Annotated in this window: 14 protein-coding genes; 6 read left to right on the forward strand and 8 right to left on the reverse strand. The window is 67.8% G+C overall.

The window, feature by feature from the left end; translation table 11 throughout:
• A partial coding sequence (gene tkt / locus RHOFW104R8_RS15830; RefSeq protein ID WP_068205467.1) for a transketolase occupies positions 1-1,853 on the reverse strand: 1,853 nt, incomplete at its 3' end.
• A gap of 228 nt (positions 1,854-2,081) precedes the next feature.
• On the opposite strand from tkt, the gene RHOFW104R8_RS15835 reads away from it, so the two are divergent.
• Both RHOFW104R8_RS15835 and RHOFW104R8_RS15840 read left to right on the forward strand, forming a co-directional pair.
• Positions 2,082-2,714 (forward strand): outer membrane beta-barrel protein, encoded by a 633-nt coding sequence (locus RHOFW104R8_RS15835; protein ID WP_068097253.1) that lies wholly within the window; start codon positions 2,082-2,084, stop codon positions 2,712-2,714.
• Positions 2,715-2,922: 208 nt separating this feature from the next.
• Complete coding sequence (locus tag RHOFW104R8_RS15840) at positions 2,923-3,522, forward strand: outer membrane protein (RefSeq protein WP_068097256.1); 600 nt, start codon at positions 2,923-2,925, stop codon at positions 3,520-3,522.
• Positions 3,523-3,743: 221 nt separating this feature from the next.
• On the opposite strand, the gene RHOFW104R8_RS15845 is transcribed toward RHOFW104R8_RS15840, so the two are convergent.
• From RHOFW104R8_RS15845 to RHOFW104R8_RS15860, 4 genes are all read right to left on the reverse strand, one after another.
• Positions 3,744-4,748: a class I fructose-bisphosphate aldolase gene (locus RHOFW104R8_RS15845; RefSeq protein WP_068097259.1), complete on the reverse strand. Its 1,005-nt coding sequence runs from the start codon at positions 4,746-4,748 to the stop codon at positions 3,744-3,746.
• Between the two features lie 133 nt (positions 4,749-4,881).
• On the reverse strand, positions 4,882-5,322 hold the full coding sequence (locus tag RHOFW104R8_RS15850; protein WP_068097262.1) for an energy transducer TonB: 441 nt from the start codon (positions 5,320-5,322) through the stop codon (positions 4,882-4,884).
• Between the two features lie 118 nt (positions 5,323-5,440).
• On the reverse strand, positions 5,441-6,913 hold the full coding sequence (gene pyk, locus RHOFW104R8_RS15855) for a pyruvate kinase (RefSeq protein WP_068097265.1): 1,473 nt from the start codon (positions 6,911-6,913) through the stop codon (positions 5,441-5,443).
• A 95-nt stretch (positions 6,914-7,008) separates the two neighbouring features.
• Positions 7,009-7,827, reverse strand: coding sequence for a S1/P1 nuclease (locus RHOFW104R8_RS15860; protein WP_068097432.1), 819 nt, complete (start codon positions 7,825-7,827; stop codon positions 7,009-7,011).
• A gap of 147 nt (positions 7,828-7,974) precedes the next feature.
• Between RHOFW104R8_RS15860 and gap the strand changes: the two genes are divergently transcribed.
• Complete coding sequence (gene gap / locus RHOFW104R8_RS15865; RefSeq protein WP_068097268.1) at positions 7,975-8,976, forward strand: type I glyceraldehyde-3-phosphate dehydrogenase; 1,002 nt, start codon at positions 7,975-7,977, stop codon at positions 8,974-8,976.
• A 109-nt stretch (positions 8,977-9,085) separates the two neighbouring features.
• Here the strand turns inward: gap and fdxA are convergent, their stop codons facing one another.
• Positions 9,086-9,409: a ferredoxin FdxA gene (gene fdxA / locus RHOFW104R8_RS15870; RefSeq protein WP_068097271.1), complete on the reverse strand. Its 324-nt coding sequence runs from the start codon at positions 9,407-9,409 to the stop codon at positions 9,086-9,088.
• Between the two features lie 143 nt (positions 9,410-9,552).
• Between fdxA and azu the strand changes: the two genes are divergently transcribed.
• Positions 9,553-9,999, forward strand: coding sequence for an azurin (gene azu / locus RHOFW104R8_RS15875; protein WP_068097274.1), 447 nt, complete (start codon positions 9,553-9,555; stop codon positions 9,997-9,999).
• 89 nt (positions 10,000-10,088) lie between these two features.
• Positions 10,089-10,505 carry a group III truncated hemoglobin gene (locus RHOFW104R8_RS15880; RefSeq protein ID WP_407071453.1) on the forward strand — a complete coding sequence of 139 codons (417 nt, stop codon included), beginning with the start codon at positions 10,089-10,091 and terminating at the stop codon, positions 10,503-10,505.
• A gap of 104 nt (positions 10,506-10,609) precedes the next feature.
• On the opposite strand, the gene tpx is transcribed toward RHOFW104R8_RS15880, so the two are convergent.
• Entirely contained in the window at positions 10,610-11,110 is a 501-nt protein-coding gene (tpx, locus tag RHOFW104R8_RS15885) for a thiol peroxidase (protein WP_068097280.1), read from the reverse strand.
• 26 nt (positions 11,111-11,136) lie between these two features.
• The gene (locus RHOFW104R8_RS15890) at positions 11,137-11,574 is read right to left on the reverse strand and encodes a CopD family copper resistance protein (protein WP_068097283.1); all 438 of its coding nucleotides are present in this window, start codon (positions 11,572-11,574) and stop codon (positions 11,137-11,139) included.
• 238 nt (positions 11,575-11,812) lie between these two features.
• On the opposite strand from RHOFW104R8_RS15890, the gene RHOFW104R8_RS15895 reads away from it, so the two are divergent.
• Entirely contained in the window at positions 11,813-14,095 is a 2,283-nt protein-coding gene (locus RHOFW104R8_RS15895) for a nitric-oxide reductase large subunit (protein ID WP_068097286.1), read from the forward strand.
• The last annotated feature ends 9 nt before the right edge of the window (positions 14,096-14,104 follow it).

Raw genomic sequence — 14,104 nt, forward strand, 5'->3', positions numbered from 1 at the left:
GCCTCCACCGCCACGCGGGCGCGGCACCAGGAAGGCAGCACGCCTTCGCGGTATTCCAGCGGCTGCGCATCGAACGCCTCGGTGCACGGCATCGACACCACGCGCACGGCCACGCCCTGCTGGGCCAACGCGCGCGAGGCTTCCATCGCCAGTTCCACTTCCGAGCCGGTGGCGATCAGGATGGCCTGGAACCTGGTGTCCAGCGGATCGGACAGCACGTAGCCGCCGCGCGCGATGTCGGCCACCTGCTGCGCGCTGCGCTGCTGGTGCTTGAGGTTCTGCCGCGAGAACACCAGGCAGGCCGGGTTGCCCTTGCGCTCGATCGCCGCCTTCCACGACACCGCCGATTCCACCGCGTCGCACGGGCGCCACAGCTGGTTGTTCGGGATGCAGCGCAGCGAGGCCAGGTGCTCCACCGGCTGGTGGGTCGGGCCGTCCTCGCCCAAGCCGATCGAGTCGTGCGTGTAGACATGGATCGCATGGGCCGGGATCAGCGCGCTCATGCGCACCGCGTTGCGCGCGTAGTCGGAGAACACCAGGAACGTCGCGTCGTACGGGATGAAGCCGCCATGCAGGGCCAGGCCGTTGGCGATCGCGGTCATGCCGAACTCGCGCACGCCGTAGTAGACGTAGTTGCCCTTGCCGCCGGCGCTGTCGCCGGTGGCGGCGTCGAGGCTGCCCTTCCACTTGGTGAGGTTGGAGCCGGCCAGGTCGGCCGAACCGCCGATCAGCTCCGGCAGCAGCGGCGCGAACGCCTCGATGCTCATCTGGGAAGCCTTGCGCGAGGCCACTTCGGGACCGTCGGCCTGCAGCTTGTCGATGAACGCCTGCGACTTCGCGGCCCAGTCGGCCGGCAGCTCGCCGCGCATGCGGCGGTCGAACTCGGCGGCCAGCTCCGGATGGGCGGCGGCATAGGCCGCGAACGCCTCCTTCCAGGCCTGCTCGCTGGCCGCGCCGGCCTTGCGGTGGTCCCAGCCGGCGTAGATCTCGGCCGGGATCTCGAACGGCGCATGGTGCCAGCCCAGCTGTTCGCGGGCGGCGGCGATCTCGTCCTTGCCCAGCGGCGCGCCGTGGCTTTCCTCCTTGCCCTGCTTGTGCGGCGCCCCGAAGCCGATGATGGTCCTGGCGCAGATCAGGGTGGGCTTGTCGCCTTGCGCGGTAGCCTTCGCGATCGCCTGACCGATCGCCTCGGCATCATGCCCGTCCACGCCGCGGATCACGTTCCAGCCGTACGCCTCGAAGCGCGCCGGGGTGTCGTCGGTGAACCAGCCGTGCACTTCGCCGTCGATCGAGATGCCGTTGTCGTCGTAGATCGCCACCAGCTTGCCCAGGCCCCAGGTGCCGGCCAGCGAGGCGACCTCGTGCGAGATGCCTTCCATCAGGCAGCCGTCGCCGAGGAAGACGTAGGTGTGGTGGTCGACCACGGCGTGGCCCGGGCGGTTGAAATGCGCCGCCAGCACCTTCTCGGCCAGCGCGAAGCCGACCGCGTTGGCCAGGCCCTGTCCGAGCGGGCCGGTGGTGGTTTCCACGCCGGGGGTTTCGCTGGCTTCGGGGTGGCCGGCGGTCTTCGAATGCAGCTGGCGGAAGCGCTTGAGCTGGTCCATCGGCAGGTCGAAGCCGGTCAGGTGCAGCAGCGCGTACTGCAGCATCGAACCGTGGCCGTTGGAGAGCACGAAGCGGTCGCGGTTGAACCACTTCGGGTTGGCCGGGTTGAACTTCAGAAAGTCGTTCCACAGCACCTCGGCGAGGTCGGCCATGCCCATCGGCATGCCCGGATGACCGGACTTGGCCGCTTCCACGGCATCCATGGCAAGGGCTCGCACGGCATTGGCGAGTTCGCGGCGGGTGGTCATCAGGCAGTCTCCGGCGGGTGCAAAAGCGCGCATTGTCGCCGATCCGGCCCCACGCTGTCGCCGGCGCCACGGGAATTAACTGCCGCTTAACCCCGGGCCATACGGTTCGAATGCCTTCAGCAAGGCCCCGTTATCAATACGCCCCGCAACGCCATCCCCAGGCGCTGCCCGACCGCGTGCGTCCTTCCCCGTGACCACCGGCCCGGCTCAAAAAAGTGGAGTATCCCCATGAAAAAGACTTTCCTTGCACTCGCCATCACCGCTGCCGCCCTGGGCACCCTGCCCGCCTTCGCGCAGGACAACCCGACCAACCCGGCGGCCGGCGGCAACTTCCAGCCGTCCCAGCCGATCGGCAGCGGCAACTGGTTCATCAACGGCAGCGTCGGCCAGGCGCACATGCGCGTGGGCCCGTACGGCGACCACCCCACCACCTACGCGCTCAACGGCGGCTACCGCTGGAAGGTGGGCCAGGATCTCGGCCTGGGCGTCGAGGTCGGCTACAACGACCTGGGCAATTTCAAGCTGAAGAACGCATTCAACAGCAACGCCGTCAACCTGACTTCGCAGCGCCAGGCCCTGCGCGGATGGACCGCCGGCGCCAACGGCAAGATCAACGTATGGCAGGGCCTGTACCTCAGCGGCCGCACCGGCATCTACGGCTGGAAGGGCGACGGCTACAGCAACCAGGACATCAATCGCCATCACCTGGATCGGGTCGACTACTACGCCGGCGCCGGCGTGGGCTACGACTTCAGCGAGCGCTTCGGCCTGGGCCTGGCCTACGACTACTACCACGCGAAGAAGGACCACATCGGCCTGAGCACCGATACGGCATCGCTGACCGCCGAGTACCGCTTCTGACGTACGGCCCGCATGGCGCGGCGCCCGCTGCCGCGCCATGCGGGATTGCCGGATTAACGAATGCTTAATACTGAACCAACCGGTATTGAGTCTTCCGGCGCCCGCCCTATCTAAGTCTCAGGTGCGCCGCCCAGCCTGGGCGGCGCACCGCCAGCAGCGGCCACTCCCCCCTTGGGCCGACTGCCACGATAACAACTGGAGAAGCTCCATGAAAATGAAAAAGACCCTGCTTGCCCTCGCCCTCAGCACCGCCGGCCTGCTGGCCGTGCCCGCCGTGTTCGCACAGAGCGCGTCGACCCAAAACGGCGGCTGGTTCATCAACGGCAATGTCGGCCGCACCGCCATCAACCAGGGCCCGTACGATGGCCATGACACCGGCTATGCCCTCAACGGCGGCTATCGCTGGTCGCTGGCGCCGAACTTCTCGCTGGGTGCCGAAGTGGGTTACAACGACCTGGGCAATATCCATGCGAAGAACGTCTTCAACAGCCAGCCGGTGATCGCCCCGGGCAAGTCCCAGCTGCACGGCTGGACCGTCGGCGCGAACGGCCGCTTCGACCTCAGCCCGAACTGGTACGTCGGCGGTCGCGCCGGCCTCTACAGCTGGACCGGCCACGGCCTGAGCAACGACATCAACCCGATCAACAAGAGCCTGAGCTCCAACAGCTGGTACGCCGGTGCCGGGGTGGGCTACAACCTCACCAGCAACCTCAGCGTCGGCCTGAACTACGACTACTTCGACGCGAGCAAGCGCAACGTCGACCTGAGCACCGACATGGTCTCGGTCAGCGCGGAATACCGCTTCTGAGTTTCAATGTTCCATGCATCAAAAAAGGGCGCCTCACGGCGCCCTTTTTGCTGTAGGAGCCCGCTTGCGGGCGATGCCTTTGGGCCGAGACGACCACACATCCATCTGTTGAGAGCCGAGATTGGAGATTCGGCACTCGCAAAAGCCAAAGGCTTCGCCCGCAAGCGGGCTCCTACAACGCGGATCACTTGGCCGCCGTCAGGGACGGCGCTTCCGGATGATCAGCCGTTCCACTGCCCCAGCGCGGCCAGGCCGTTGTCGCGCGCACGCGCGTGCACGGTCTTCTGCGCCTCGGCGTAGTTCGCCTTCATGTCCTTCGCCCACAGCTTCAGCGCCGCCTGCTGCATGGCGCGGCCGTAGGAGAACGACAGCGGCCACGGGTGCGGGCCGATCTGGTTCATCGCGTTCAGGTGGGCGGTGGACTGCTGGTCGGTCTGGCCGCCGGAGAGGAACACGATGCCCGGCAGCGAGGCCGGCACGGTGGACTTCAGCACACGCACGGTGGCCTCGGCGACTTCCTCGACGTCGGCCTGCTCGTCGCAGTCCTTGCCCGGGATCACCATGCTGACCTTGAGGATGGTGCCTTCCAGCATCACGTTCTGCTCGTACAGCGCGTTGAACAGGCTGCGCAGCACCGCTTCGTGCACCTCGTAGCTCACCTCGATGCTGTGGTCGCCGTCCATGATCACCTCGGGCTCGACCATCGGCACCAGGCCGGCTTCCTGGCACAGCGCGGCGTAGCGCGCCAGCACGTGGCAGTTCGCCTCGATCGCGGTGGAGCTGGGGTTTTCCTCGGAGATGTTGATCACCGCGCGCCACTTGGCGAACTGGGCGCCCAGCTTCACGTATTCCTGCAGGCGCTCGCGCAGGCCGTCGAGGCCTTCGGTAACTACGTCGCCGGGGAAGCCGGCCAGCGGCTGCGGGCCCTTGTCGACCTTGATGCCGGGGATGATGCCGTTCTTCTTCATCAGCTCGGTGAACGGCACGCCGTCGCGGGTCTTCTGGCGGATCGTCTCGTCGTACAGGATCGCGCCGGAGATGTGCTCGTTCAGGCTCGGCGTGGTCAGCAGCAGCTCGCGGTAGGCGCGGCGGTTTTCCTCGGTGTTTTCGATGCCGACGGCCTCGAAGCGCTTCTTGATGGTGTTGGTCGACTCGTCGATGGCGATGATGCCCTTGCCGGGCGCGACCATCGCCAGGGCGATGCTTTCGAGATCTTCAATACTCATGGCGACTCCGTGGCGCGGGGGCTCGCCGCCCGCACATGGTTGACGCCGCCTCGAGACCGAGGCGGCACGTTTCAAAACGGCGATTATAGGCCAGATTGGCGGCCGGACGTGCCGGGCCGCCGCGGGCCGGGGATCAGGCGCCGTAGCCGCCCAGCTTGCAGGCGTCCAGCAGATGCTGGCGCTGCGCCGGATCGGCCGGGGCGTTGAACGGCACGATGTAATAGGTAGCCACCGGCTCGCTGATGCGGTTGGTCAGCGAGGGGCCGTAGCGGAAGTCGGACACCGCGCTGCGCGCGACCGGGCCCAGGTCGCTCTTGGGCGCCACCTTGACCACCTGCACGTCCATCGGCACGCCGTCGGAGCCCACCGTGTAGGTCACCGCCGCGCAGCCCGGCTTGTCCAGGTTCAGCCCGCTGTTGGGCGCGACCGCCTTTACCTGGGTATTGAGCAGGATCCAGTAGCGGTACAGGTTCTGCTGGTCGACCTTGCGCGCCTGCGCCAGCACGGGTGCCGCGGCCCCCACGAGCAACGCCAGCAGCAGGCCCTGGCCCAGCGGACGAAACGACATTTTCATGGTGATCTCCTGTGCACGCGGCGGTCGGCCCAGAGTGTAACCGCCCCGGCGCCCGCCGGCGGTCGACGGCCGTCCGCCGGACAGCTGCGGGCCAGCCTGGGAGATCGCGAGCAGGCCGTTACAGGTCGCGCAGGCTCTCGACCGTGCCGTCGGGACCGACCGAGAGCAGCTTCAGCGTGTTGGTGCCGCCGACATGGCCGACGCGGTCGCCGTAGGTGATCACCACGCTGTCGCCCTCGACCAGCTTGCCCTGCTCGAACAGCAGCTGCACCGCGGCGCGGGTGGAGGCGGCCATGCTCTGGTTCTCGCCGTGGCTGAACTCCACCGGCTGCACGTCGCGCAGCACCAGCATGCGCCGGCGCGCCGCCCCGGACGGCGACATGCCGTAGATCGGCACCGCGCTGCGGTAGCGCGACAGCCACTGCGCGGTGGCGCCGGATTCGGTCAGCGCCACGATCGCCCGCACGCCGAGCTGGCCGGCCAGCACCATCGCGGCCAGCGCGATCGCCTGGTCGGTGCGGTTCATCTGGTGGCTGGCGCTGGCCAGATCCTCCTTCGGTTCGAACTGGCGCTCGGCGCCGAGGCAGATCCGGGTCATCGCCGCCACCGCCTTGTCCGGGTGCGCGCCGGCGGCGGTTTCCTCCGACAGCATCACCGCGTCGGTACCGTCGATCACCGCGTTGGCCACGTCCAGCACTTCGGCGCGGGTGGGGATCGGCGAGCGCACCATCGACTGCAGCATCTGGGTGGCGGTGATCACCGCGCGGTTGCGCTGCACCGTCTCGCGGATGATCTTCTTCTGCAGGCCGGGCAGCTCGGCGTCGCCGATCTCCACGCCGAGGTCGCCGCGCGCCACCATCACCACGTCGGAGGCGTCGATGATCTCGCCCAGCACCGGGATCGCGTCGGCACGCTCGATCTTCGCCACCAGCGCCGCGTTGCCGCCGGCCTCGTGCAGCAGGCGGCGGGCCTGGTGCATGTCGTCGGCCGAACGCACGAACGACACCGCGAGGAAATCCGCGCCGATCTCGGCGGCCAGCTTGATGTCAGCCTTGTCCTTGTCCGACAGCGCCGTCACCGACAGCCCGCCGCCCTGCCGGTTGAGCCCCTTGCGGTTGGACAGCCTGCCGCCGATCAGCACCTTGCAGCGCACTTCGGCGCCGGCCACCTCCTGCACGGTCAGCGCGACCAGGCCGTCGTCCAGCAGCAGCACGTCGCCGGCGTGCACGTCGTGCGGCAGGCCGTAGTAGCTCACGCCGACGCGGGTCGCATCGCCGGGCGGCGCGTCGGGGCGGCAATCCAGCACGAACGACGCACCGTCGGCGAGTTCCACCGGCCCGGCGGCGAACGTCTCGATGCGGATCTTCGGCCCCTGCAGGTCAGCCAGGATGCCCACCTCGCGCCCGGTGGCCAGCGACGCCGCGCGCACCGCGCTGGCGCGGGCGCGGTGATCGTCCGGCTGGCCGTGCGAAAGGTTCAGGCGGGCGACGTTGACGCCTTCGGCGATGATCCGCTCGAGCATGCCCGGCGCGTCGGTGGCGGGGCCGAGGGTGGCGACGATCTTGGTGCGGCGCAGGGGATTCTCGTTCATGCGCCGAGGCTAGCAGATGCCACGCGGCGCGCCATCACCCTGCATTCGTATGCATGCCGCCGATGTGTACCGGGGCACAGATGACGCCTCCGGCGCTACCGCGTCAGCGCGAGGTTCAGCACTTCGGCCAGCCGCCGCCCGGCTTCGCGCAGACGCTGTTCGGCCAGCGGCAGTTCGGCAACAACATATGCCTGATCGATCTTGTGGCCGTCCGGATAGAAACCCGCCGCGCCGGTGAACCGGCAGGACTCCTCGGCCCATTGCGCGTAGGGATTGTCCAGCGGCGCGATCGGCGCCGGCAGGTCCACCGGCCCGGCCGCATCGAGCTGGCGCGCATAGGCCTGCCAATCGAGGCCGCGGGTGTTCAGCAGGCCCGAGTCCCATACCTTGTGCAGGTTGCTGCCCTTGCCGGCGAACTGCACCTGGTACGTGTTGCCGCCCTTGTCGTCGCGGTAGCCGGCATGCAGCGGCTGGTGGATGTCGCCGGCGAAATGCACCACGAACTTCAGCGCCTCGCGCCGCGCCGCGTCGGGCTGGCTGCGGTCGCCCAACACGTCCGTGTAATGCCGCAGCGCGGCCACCACGCAGCGGTCGTCGCGGCAATCGCGCGGCGGCATATAGTCGCAGTCGCTGCCGCCGCGGAAGTTGACGTAGTGCTGGCTGCGGGTCTGCTGCCACAACGCGGCCTGCGCCGGGTCGTCCTGGATCTGGTCGGCCCAGTTGGCCACGTCGGCCAGTCGCCCGGTGTGCTCCGGCGCCAGCAGCCGCTCGATCTCGGCCTCGGCCGCCGGGCTGAGGTGCCGTTGCGCCAGCTCCGCGACCACGCGGTGGCCGAGCGGCCCCCAGGCCTGCGCCAGCGGCGCGACCGCGAGCATGGCCAGTGCGATGGCAAGGGAACGGCGCAACGGGATCATGGTGTTTTCCGGCGGAAGGATGACCGGAGTCTGCCACAGCGGCCGCCGCGACCTGGCCGCTTTCATTGTAAGATTCGCGGCTGAAACGCGGCGCCGCGGTCGCGGCTGCCCATTCGCCACCCCATCGCTATCGGAGGACGTTCCCTCATGACCATCAAGGTCGGCATCAACGGCTTCGGCCGCATCGGTCGCAACGTGCTGCGCGCTGCCGTGCAGAACTTCGGCAACGATATCGAGATCGTCGCGATCAACGACCTGCTGGAGCCGGATTACCTGGCCTACATGCTGAAGCACGACTCCGTGCACGGCCGCTTCGAGGGCGACGTGAAGGTCGAGGGCGGCCATCTGGTGGTCAACGGCAAGAAGATCCGCCTGACCCAGGAGCGCGACCCGGCCAACCTGAAGTGGAACGAGGTGAACGCCGACGTGGTGATCGAGTCCACCGGCCTGTTCCTGACCAAGGAGGCGGCGCAGAAGCACATCGATGCCGGCGCGAAGAAGGTGATCCTGTCCGCGCCGTCGAAGGACGACACGCCGATGTTCGTCTACGGCGTCAACGAAGGGAAGTACGCCGGCGAGGCGATCGTCTCCAACGCCAGCTGCACCACCAACTGCCTGGCCCCGGTGGCCAAGGTGCTCAACGACAAGTGGGGCATCAAGCGCGGCCTGATGACTACCGTGCACGCCGCCACCGCCACGCAGAAGACCGTGGACGGCCCGAGCAACAAGGACTGGCGCGGCGGCCGCGGCATCCTGGAGAACATCATCCCCTCGTCCACCGGCGCGGCCAAGGCGGTCGGCGTGGTGATCCCCGAGCTCAACAAGAAGCTCACCGGCATGAGCTTCCGCGTGCCGACCTCGGACGTGTCCGTGGTCGACCTCACCGTCGAGCTGGACAAGCCGGCCAGCTACGCCGAGATCTGCGCGGAGATGAAGGCGCAGAGCGAGGGCGCGCTGAAGGGCATCCTCGGCTACACCGAGGACAAGGTGGTGGCGACCGACTTCCGCGGCGACGCGCGCACCTCGATCTTCGACGCCGAAGCCGGCATCGCGCTGGACAGCACCTTCGTCAAGCTGGTCAGCTGGTACGACAACGAGTGGGGCTACTCGAACAAGTGCCTGGAGATGGTGCGGGTGGTGGCGAAGTAAGCCGCCGCGAAATCCTTGCGATCATCCCTGATCGCGAAGTCAAACGGGCGGCCATCCATGGCCGCACTCTTCAAAGCAAAAAAGCCCGCGATTCGCGGGCTTTTTGTGTCTACCGCTTCAGCAGCGGCAGCTTGTCCGGCACGCCGTCCCACTTGTCGGCGTCTTCCATCGACGGGATCTTGCTGGTCAGCACCGGCCATTCCTTCGCCAGCTCGGCGTTGATCGAGAGGAATACTTCCTGCCCGGCCGGCACGTCGAGCTCGGGGAAGATCGCGCCGACCGGGCACTCCTCCACGCACAGCGTGCAATCGATGCATTCGTCCGGGTCGATCACCAGGAAATTCGGCCCTTCGTGGAAGCAGTCCACCGGGCACACCTCGACGCAGTCGGTGTGCTTGCAGTTGATGCAATTTTCGGTGACGACGTGCGTCATCGTGCCTCCTTCCGGCTTCCGCCAGCGATGGCTAGAGTGTCGATGACAGCAGGTGCCATGGCAATGACCCAGATCAGTGCCCGCCCCACGCCGCCATCGCAGAATCCACCCGAACTTCACCACCTCCTCCAGGAGCGACACCCATGCGCAAACTGATCGCCATTGCCCTGCTCGGCCTGCTTTCCACTCCGCTGATGGCCGCCGAGTGCTCGACCACCGTCGAGGCCAACGACGCCATGCAGTTCAACACCAAGACCATCACCGTGCCGAAGACCTGCAAGGCCTTCAAGGTGACCCTGAAGCACACCGGCAAGCTGCCGGCCACCGCGATGGGCCACAACTGGGTGCTGGCGCACTCCTCCGACGAGGCCGGCGTGATTTCCGACGGCATGAAGGCCGGTGCGGCGAACAGCTACGAGAAGCCGGGCGATGCGCGCATCCTCGCGCACACCAAGCTGATCGGCGGCGGCGAGTCCGACACGGCCACGATCGACGTGACCAAGCTCAAGGCCGGCGAGCAGTACGCCTATTTCTGCACCTTCCCCGGCCACGCCGCGCTGATGAAGGGCACGCTGAGCCTGGGCAAGTAAGCTTTCGGTAAGGCGGCGCATCCGGCTGTCATGGCCGGATGCGCTTTTTTGTTTCGGCTCCTTGCCATCGCTACGCGCACGGCCCCACCATGTCCCGCATGCAACCGGCAACATCATTCGACGAGGCGGCGATCGCCAGGCTGGTCGACCATTTCTACGAGAAGGTGCGGGCCGATCCGCGGATCGGCCCGATCTTCAACGCGGCGGTGCACGACTGGGACGGACACAAGCGCCTGCTGACCTCGTTCTGGGCCTCGGTGGCGCTGCGCGCGGGCAGCTACCGCGGCAACCCGATGGCCGCGCATCGCCCGCACCCGATCCGCGTCGAGCACTTCGACCACTGGCTCGCGCTGTGGCGCGAGACCTGCGCCGAGGAACTGGACGAGGCCCACGCCGCGCAGATGCTGGAGTACGCCCGGCGCATCGGCAGCAGCCTCAAGCTGGGCCTCGGCCTGCACCCGCAGGCACGCCCGTTCGGCGTGCCGATCATCGGTACCAGCCGCTGACGCGAGATGGCACGTAGGGTGGGCACCGCCCGCCGTTTTCGCCCCGCCGTGAGACCACGTGGAGGCAACAGGCGGCGGGCGATGCCCGCCCTACGAAATCGGCATCAGCCGAGCGCTTTCAGCGCCGCATCGTAGTTCGGCTCGTGGCCGATCTCGCCGACCAGCTCGGCGTGCAGCACCTTGTCGTGCCCGTCCAGCACCAGCACCGCGCGCGCCGCCAGTCCGGCCAGCGGGCCGCTGGCGATCGCCACGCCGTAGTCGTCGAGAAACCGGCGGCCGCGCATCAGCGACAGGTTGACCACCTTGTCCAGCCCCTCGGCGCCGCAGAAGCGCGCCTGCGCGAACGGCAGGTCGGCCGAGATGCACAGCACCACGGTATTGTCCAACTTGCCGGCCACCTGGTTGAAATGGCGCACCGAGGCGGCGCACACGCCGGTGTCGACGCTGGGGAAGATGTTCAGCACCTTGCGCTTGCCGGCATAGGCCGACAGCGACACGTCGGACAGGTCGCTGCCGACCAGCGTGAACGCCGGCGCCGTCGAACCGGCCGCGGGAAACTGGCCGTCGACCTTGATCGGCTGGCCCTTGAACGTGACATGGGACATGGTGCACCTCGTGCGTGGAAGGATGGCTACAAGTAGAACATGCCCTTGGCCAGGAAGACGATGCCCACCATCAGGCCCAGCACGATGCGATGGGTATGCCGGAACCGGCACAGGTCCATCCTGCCGCGGCGCATCGCCCACATCGCGTTGACGAACACGCCGAGCACGCCGAACGCCAGCAGCACCTTCAGCAGCAGCCAGTTGCCGAAGCGCGAGCCGACGCAGGCGAAGCCGTCGCAGCGGATGTCGAACAGCGCACCGCCGCTGATAAACAGCAGGATCACCACCACCGGCATGAACCTGCGCACCCGCGCCATCACGGCCTGCTCGATGCGCTGCACGGTGGCCGCGTCGAAATGCCGGTGGAACGATTCCACCACCAGTACCTCGAACGCCACCGCGCCGACGAACACGATGGCGCAGGACAGGTGCAGCAGGACAATCCACGGATACCAGGCAGGCATGGCGAATCCCGAAGCGCGAATGAGAGGCATACAGGCTCCGCCGCGAGCCGTGCCGGCGCCATGACCTGCATCATGGCTTGCCGGATCGTGCGCCGGCAGGCGCGATGCAAGCGGTCCGGCCGGCCGCCGCTGCCTGCGACAATTCGTGCCGCACCTGACGCGGCGCAAACTGACTTGAATCAGGGAGGGCGCCCGGCCCCGCCCCCAGCATGCGCGCATCCTTACAGGGAGATGCGCAATGAGCAGTACCCGAAAACTCTGGCTTGGACTCGCGGCCTTGCTGGTCGCGTCCTTTGCCGTGCTGCTGTGGGTCGGCAGCCTGGTCCACCAGCAGGCCCCGCCCTTGCCGGCGGCGGTGGTCACCAGCGGCGACGAGACGCTGTACACGAAGGGCGACATCGAGCTGGGCCGCGAGGTCTGGCAGAGCATCGGCGGCCAGCAGCTCGGCTCGATCTGGGGCCACGGCGCGCTGCTGGCGCCGGACTGGAGCGCCGACTGGATGCACCGCGAGGCGCTCGCCATGCTGGAGCTGCTGGCGCACGACCGGGGCGCCGCATCGTTCGACTCGCTCGATGCGGAACACCAGGCCGCGCTGAAGGCGCGCGTGCAGGCGGAAATGCGCACCAACACTTACGACCCGGCCACCGACACCATCAAGGTGTCGCCGCTGCGCGCGCAGGCGATGATGGTGGTGGGCGCGCACTACATGAGCCTGTTCAGCAACGACCCGGCCACCGCCAGGCTGCGCAAGGTCTATGCGATGCGTGACAACACCATCGCCGAGCTGGACCATCGCCGCGCGGTCACCGCGTTCTTCTGGTGGGCCAGCTGGGCCACCACCGCGGACCGGCCGGACAGCACCATCAGCTACACGCAGAACTGGCCGTACGATCCGCTGACGGGCAACACCGCCACCCCGGCCAGCTTCATGTGGTCGGTGTTCAGCGTGCTGTTCCTGATCCTCGGCATCGGCCTGCTCGGCTGGCACCATGCGCGCCAGGTGAGCCACGAGCCGCTGCCGCCGATTCCGGCGCGCGACCCGCTCACCGAGCTGAAGCCGACGCCGTCGATGAAGGCCACCGGCAAGTATTTCTGGACCGTGCTGGCGCTGTTCCTGGCGCAGATCCTGCTGGGCGCCACCACCGCGCACTACCAGGTGGAAGGCCAGCAGGCCTACGGCTTCGCGCTGGCCAACTACCTGCCGTACAGCCTCACCCGCACCTGGCACACCGAGCTGGCGGTGCTGTGGATCGCCACCGCGTGGCTGGCCACCGGCTTGTACATCGCCCCGCTGATCTCCGGCCATGAGCCGAAATTCCAGCGGCTCGGGGTGAACTTCCTGTGGGTCTGCCTGCTGGTGATCGTGGTCGGTTCGTTCGCCGGCCAGTGGTTCGCGGTGATGGACAAGATGGGCCTGCAGTACAACTTCTGGTTCGGCCACCAGGGCTGGGAATACACCGACCTCGGCCGCTTCTGGCAGATCTTCCTGTTCATCGGGCTGATGCTGTGGCTGTTCCTGGTCGGCCGCGCGCTGTGGCCGGCGATGCGCGGCGACAAGGAGGGCGCCTCGATCGTGGGCCTGCTGTTCCTCTCCACCGTGGCGATCGGCCTGCTCTACGGCGCCGGCCTGATGTGGGGCGAGCACACCCACATCGCGATGGTCGAGTACTGGCGCTGGTGGGTGGTGCACCTGTGGGTGGAAGGCTTCTTCGAGGTGTTCGCCACCGCGGTGATCAGCTACCTGTTCGTCAAGCTGGGCCTGCTGCGCGTGGGCACCGCCACCACCAACGTGCTGTTCGCCACCATCGTGTTCATGGCCGGCGGCGTGCTGGGCACCCTGCACCACCTGTACTTCAGCGGCACCACCACGGCGGTGATCGCGCTGGGCGCCAGCTTCTCGGCGCTGGAAGTGGTGCCGCTGGCGATGATCGGGCTGGAAGCCTACGACACCTGGAAGAAGCAGCACGCCGCGCCGTGGATGGCGCGCTACCGCTGGCCGATCATGTTCTTCGTGGCGGTGAGCTTCTGGAACCTGGTGGGCGCAGGCCTGTTCGGCTTCCTCGTCAACACGCCGATCGCGCTGTACTACATGCAGGGCCTCAACCTCACCGCCACGCACGCCCATACCGCGCTGTTCGGCGTATACGGCATGCTCGGCCTGGGCCTGATGCTGTTCTGCCTGCGCGGCATCAAGCCGGAGGCGCAGTGGCGCGAGGGCTGGCTGCGCGGCTCGTTCTGGTGCCTCAACATCGGCCTGTCGATGATGGCCGCGCTGACCCTGCTGCCGCTGGGCATCCTGCAGCTGAAGGCGGTGCTGGAACACGGCTACTGGTTCGCCCGCTCGGCCGAGTTCATGGATCGCCCGCTGATCCACCTGCTGGTGTGGATGCGCGTGCCGGGCGACACCCTGTTCGCCGTCGGCGCCGTGCTGATCGCGGTGTTCGCCGCCGCGCTGTGGCTGGCGCCGAAGCGCCGGCCGGCCCCGGCGGCGTTGCCGCAGGCGGCCCGCGACAACGCGTGACGCAAATCA

This window comes from Rhodanobacter sp. FW104-R8 (assembly GCF_001617365.1).
Lineage (GTDB): Bacteria > Pseudomonadota > Gammaproteobacteria > Xanthomonadales > Rhodanobacteraceae > Rhodanobacter.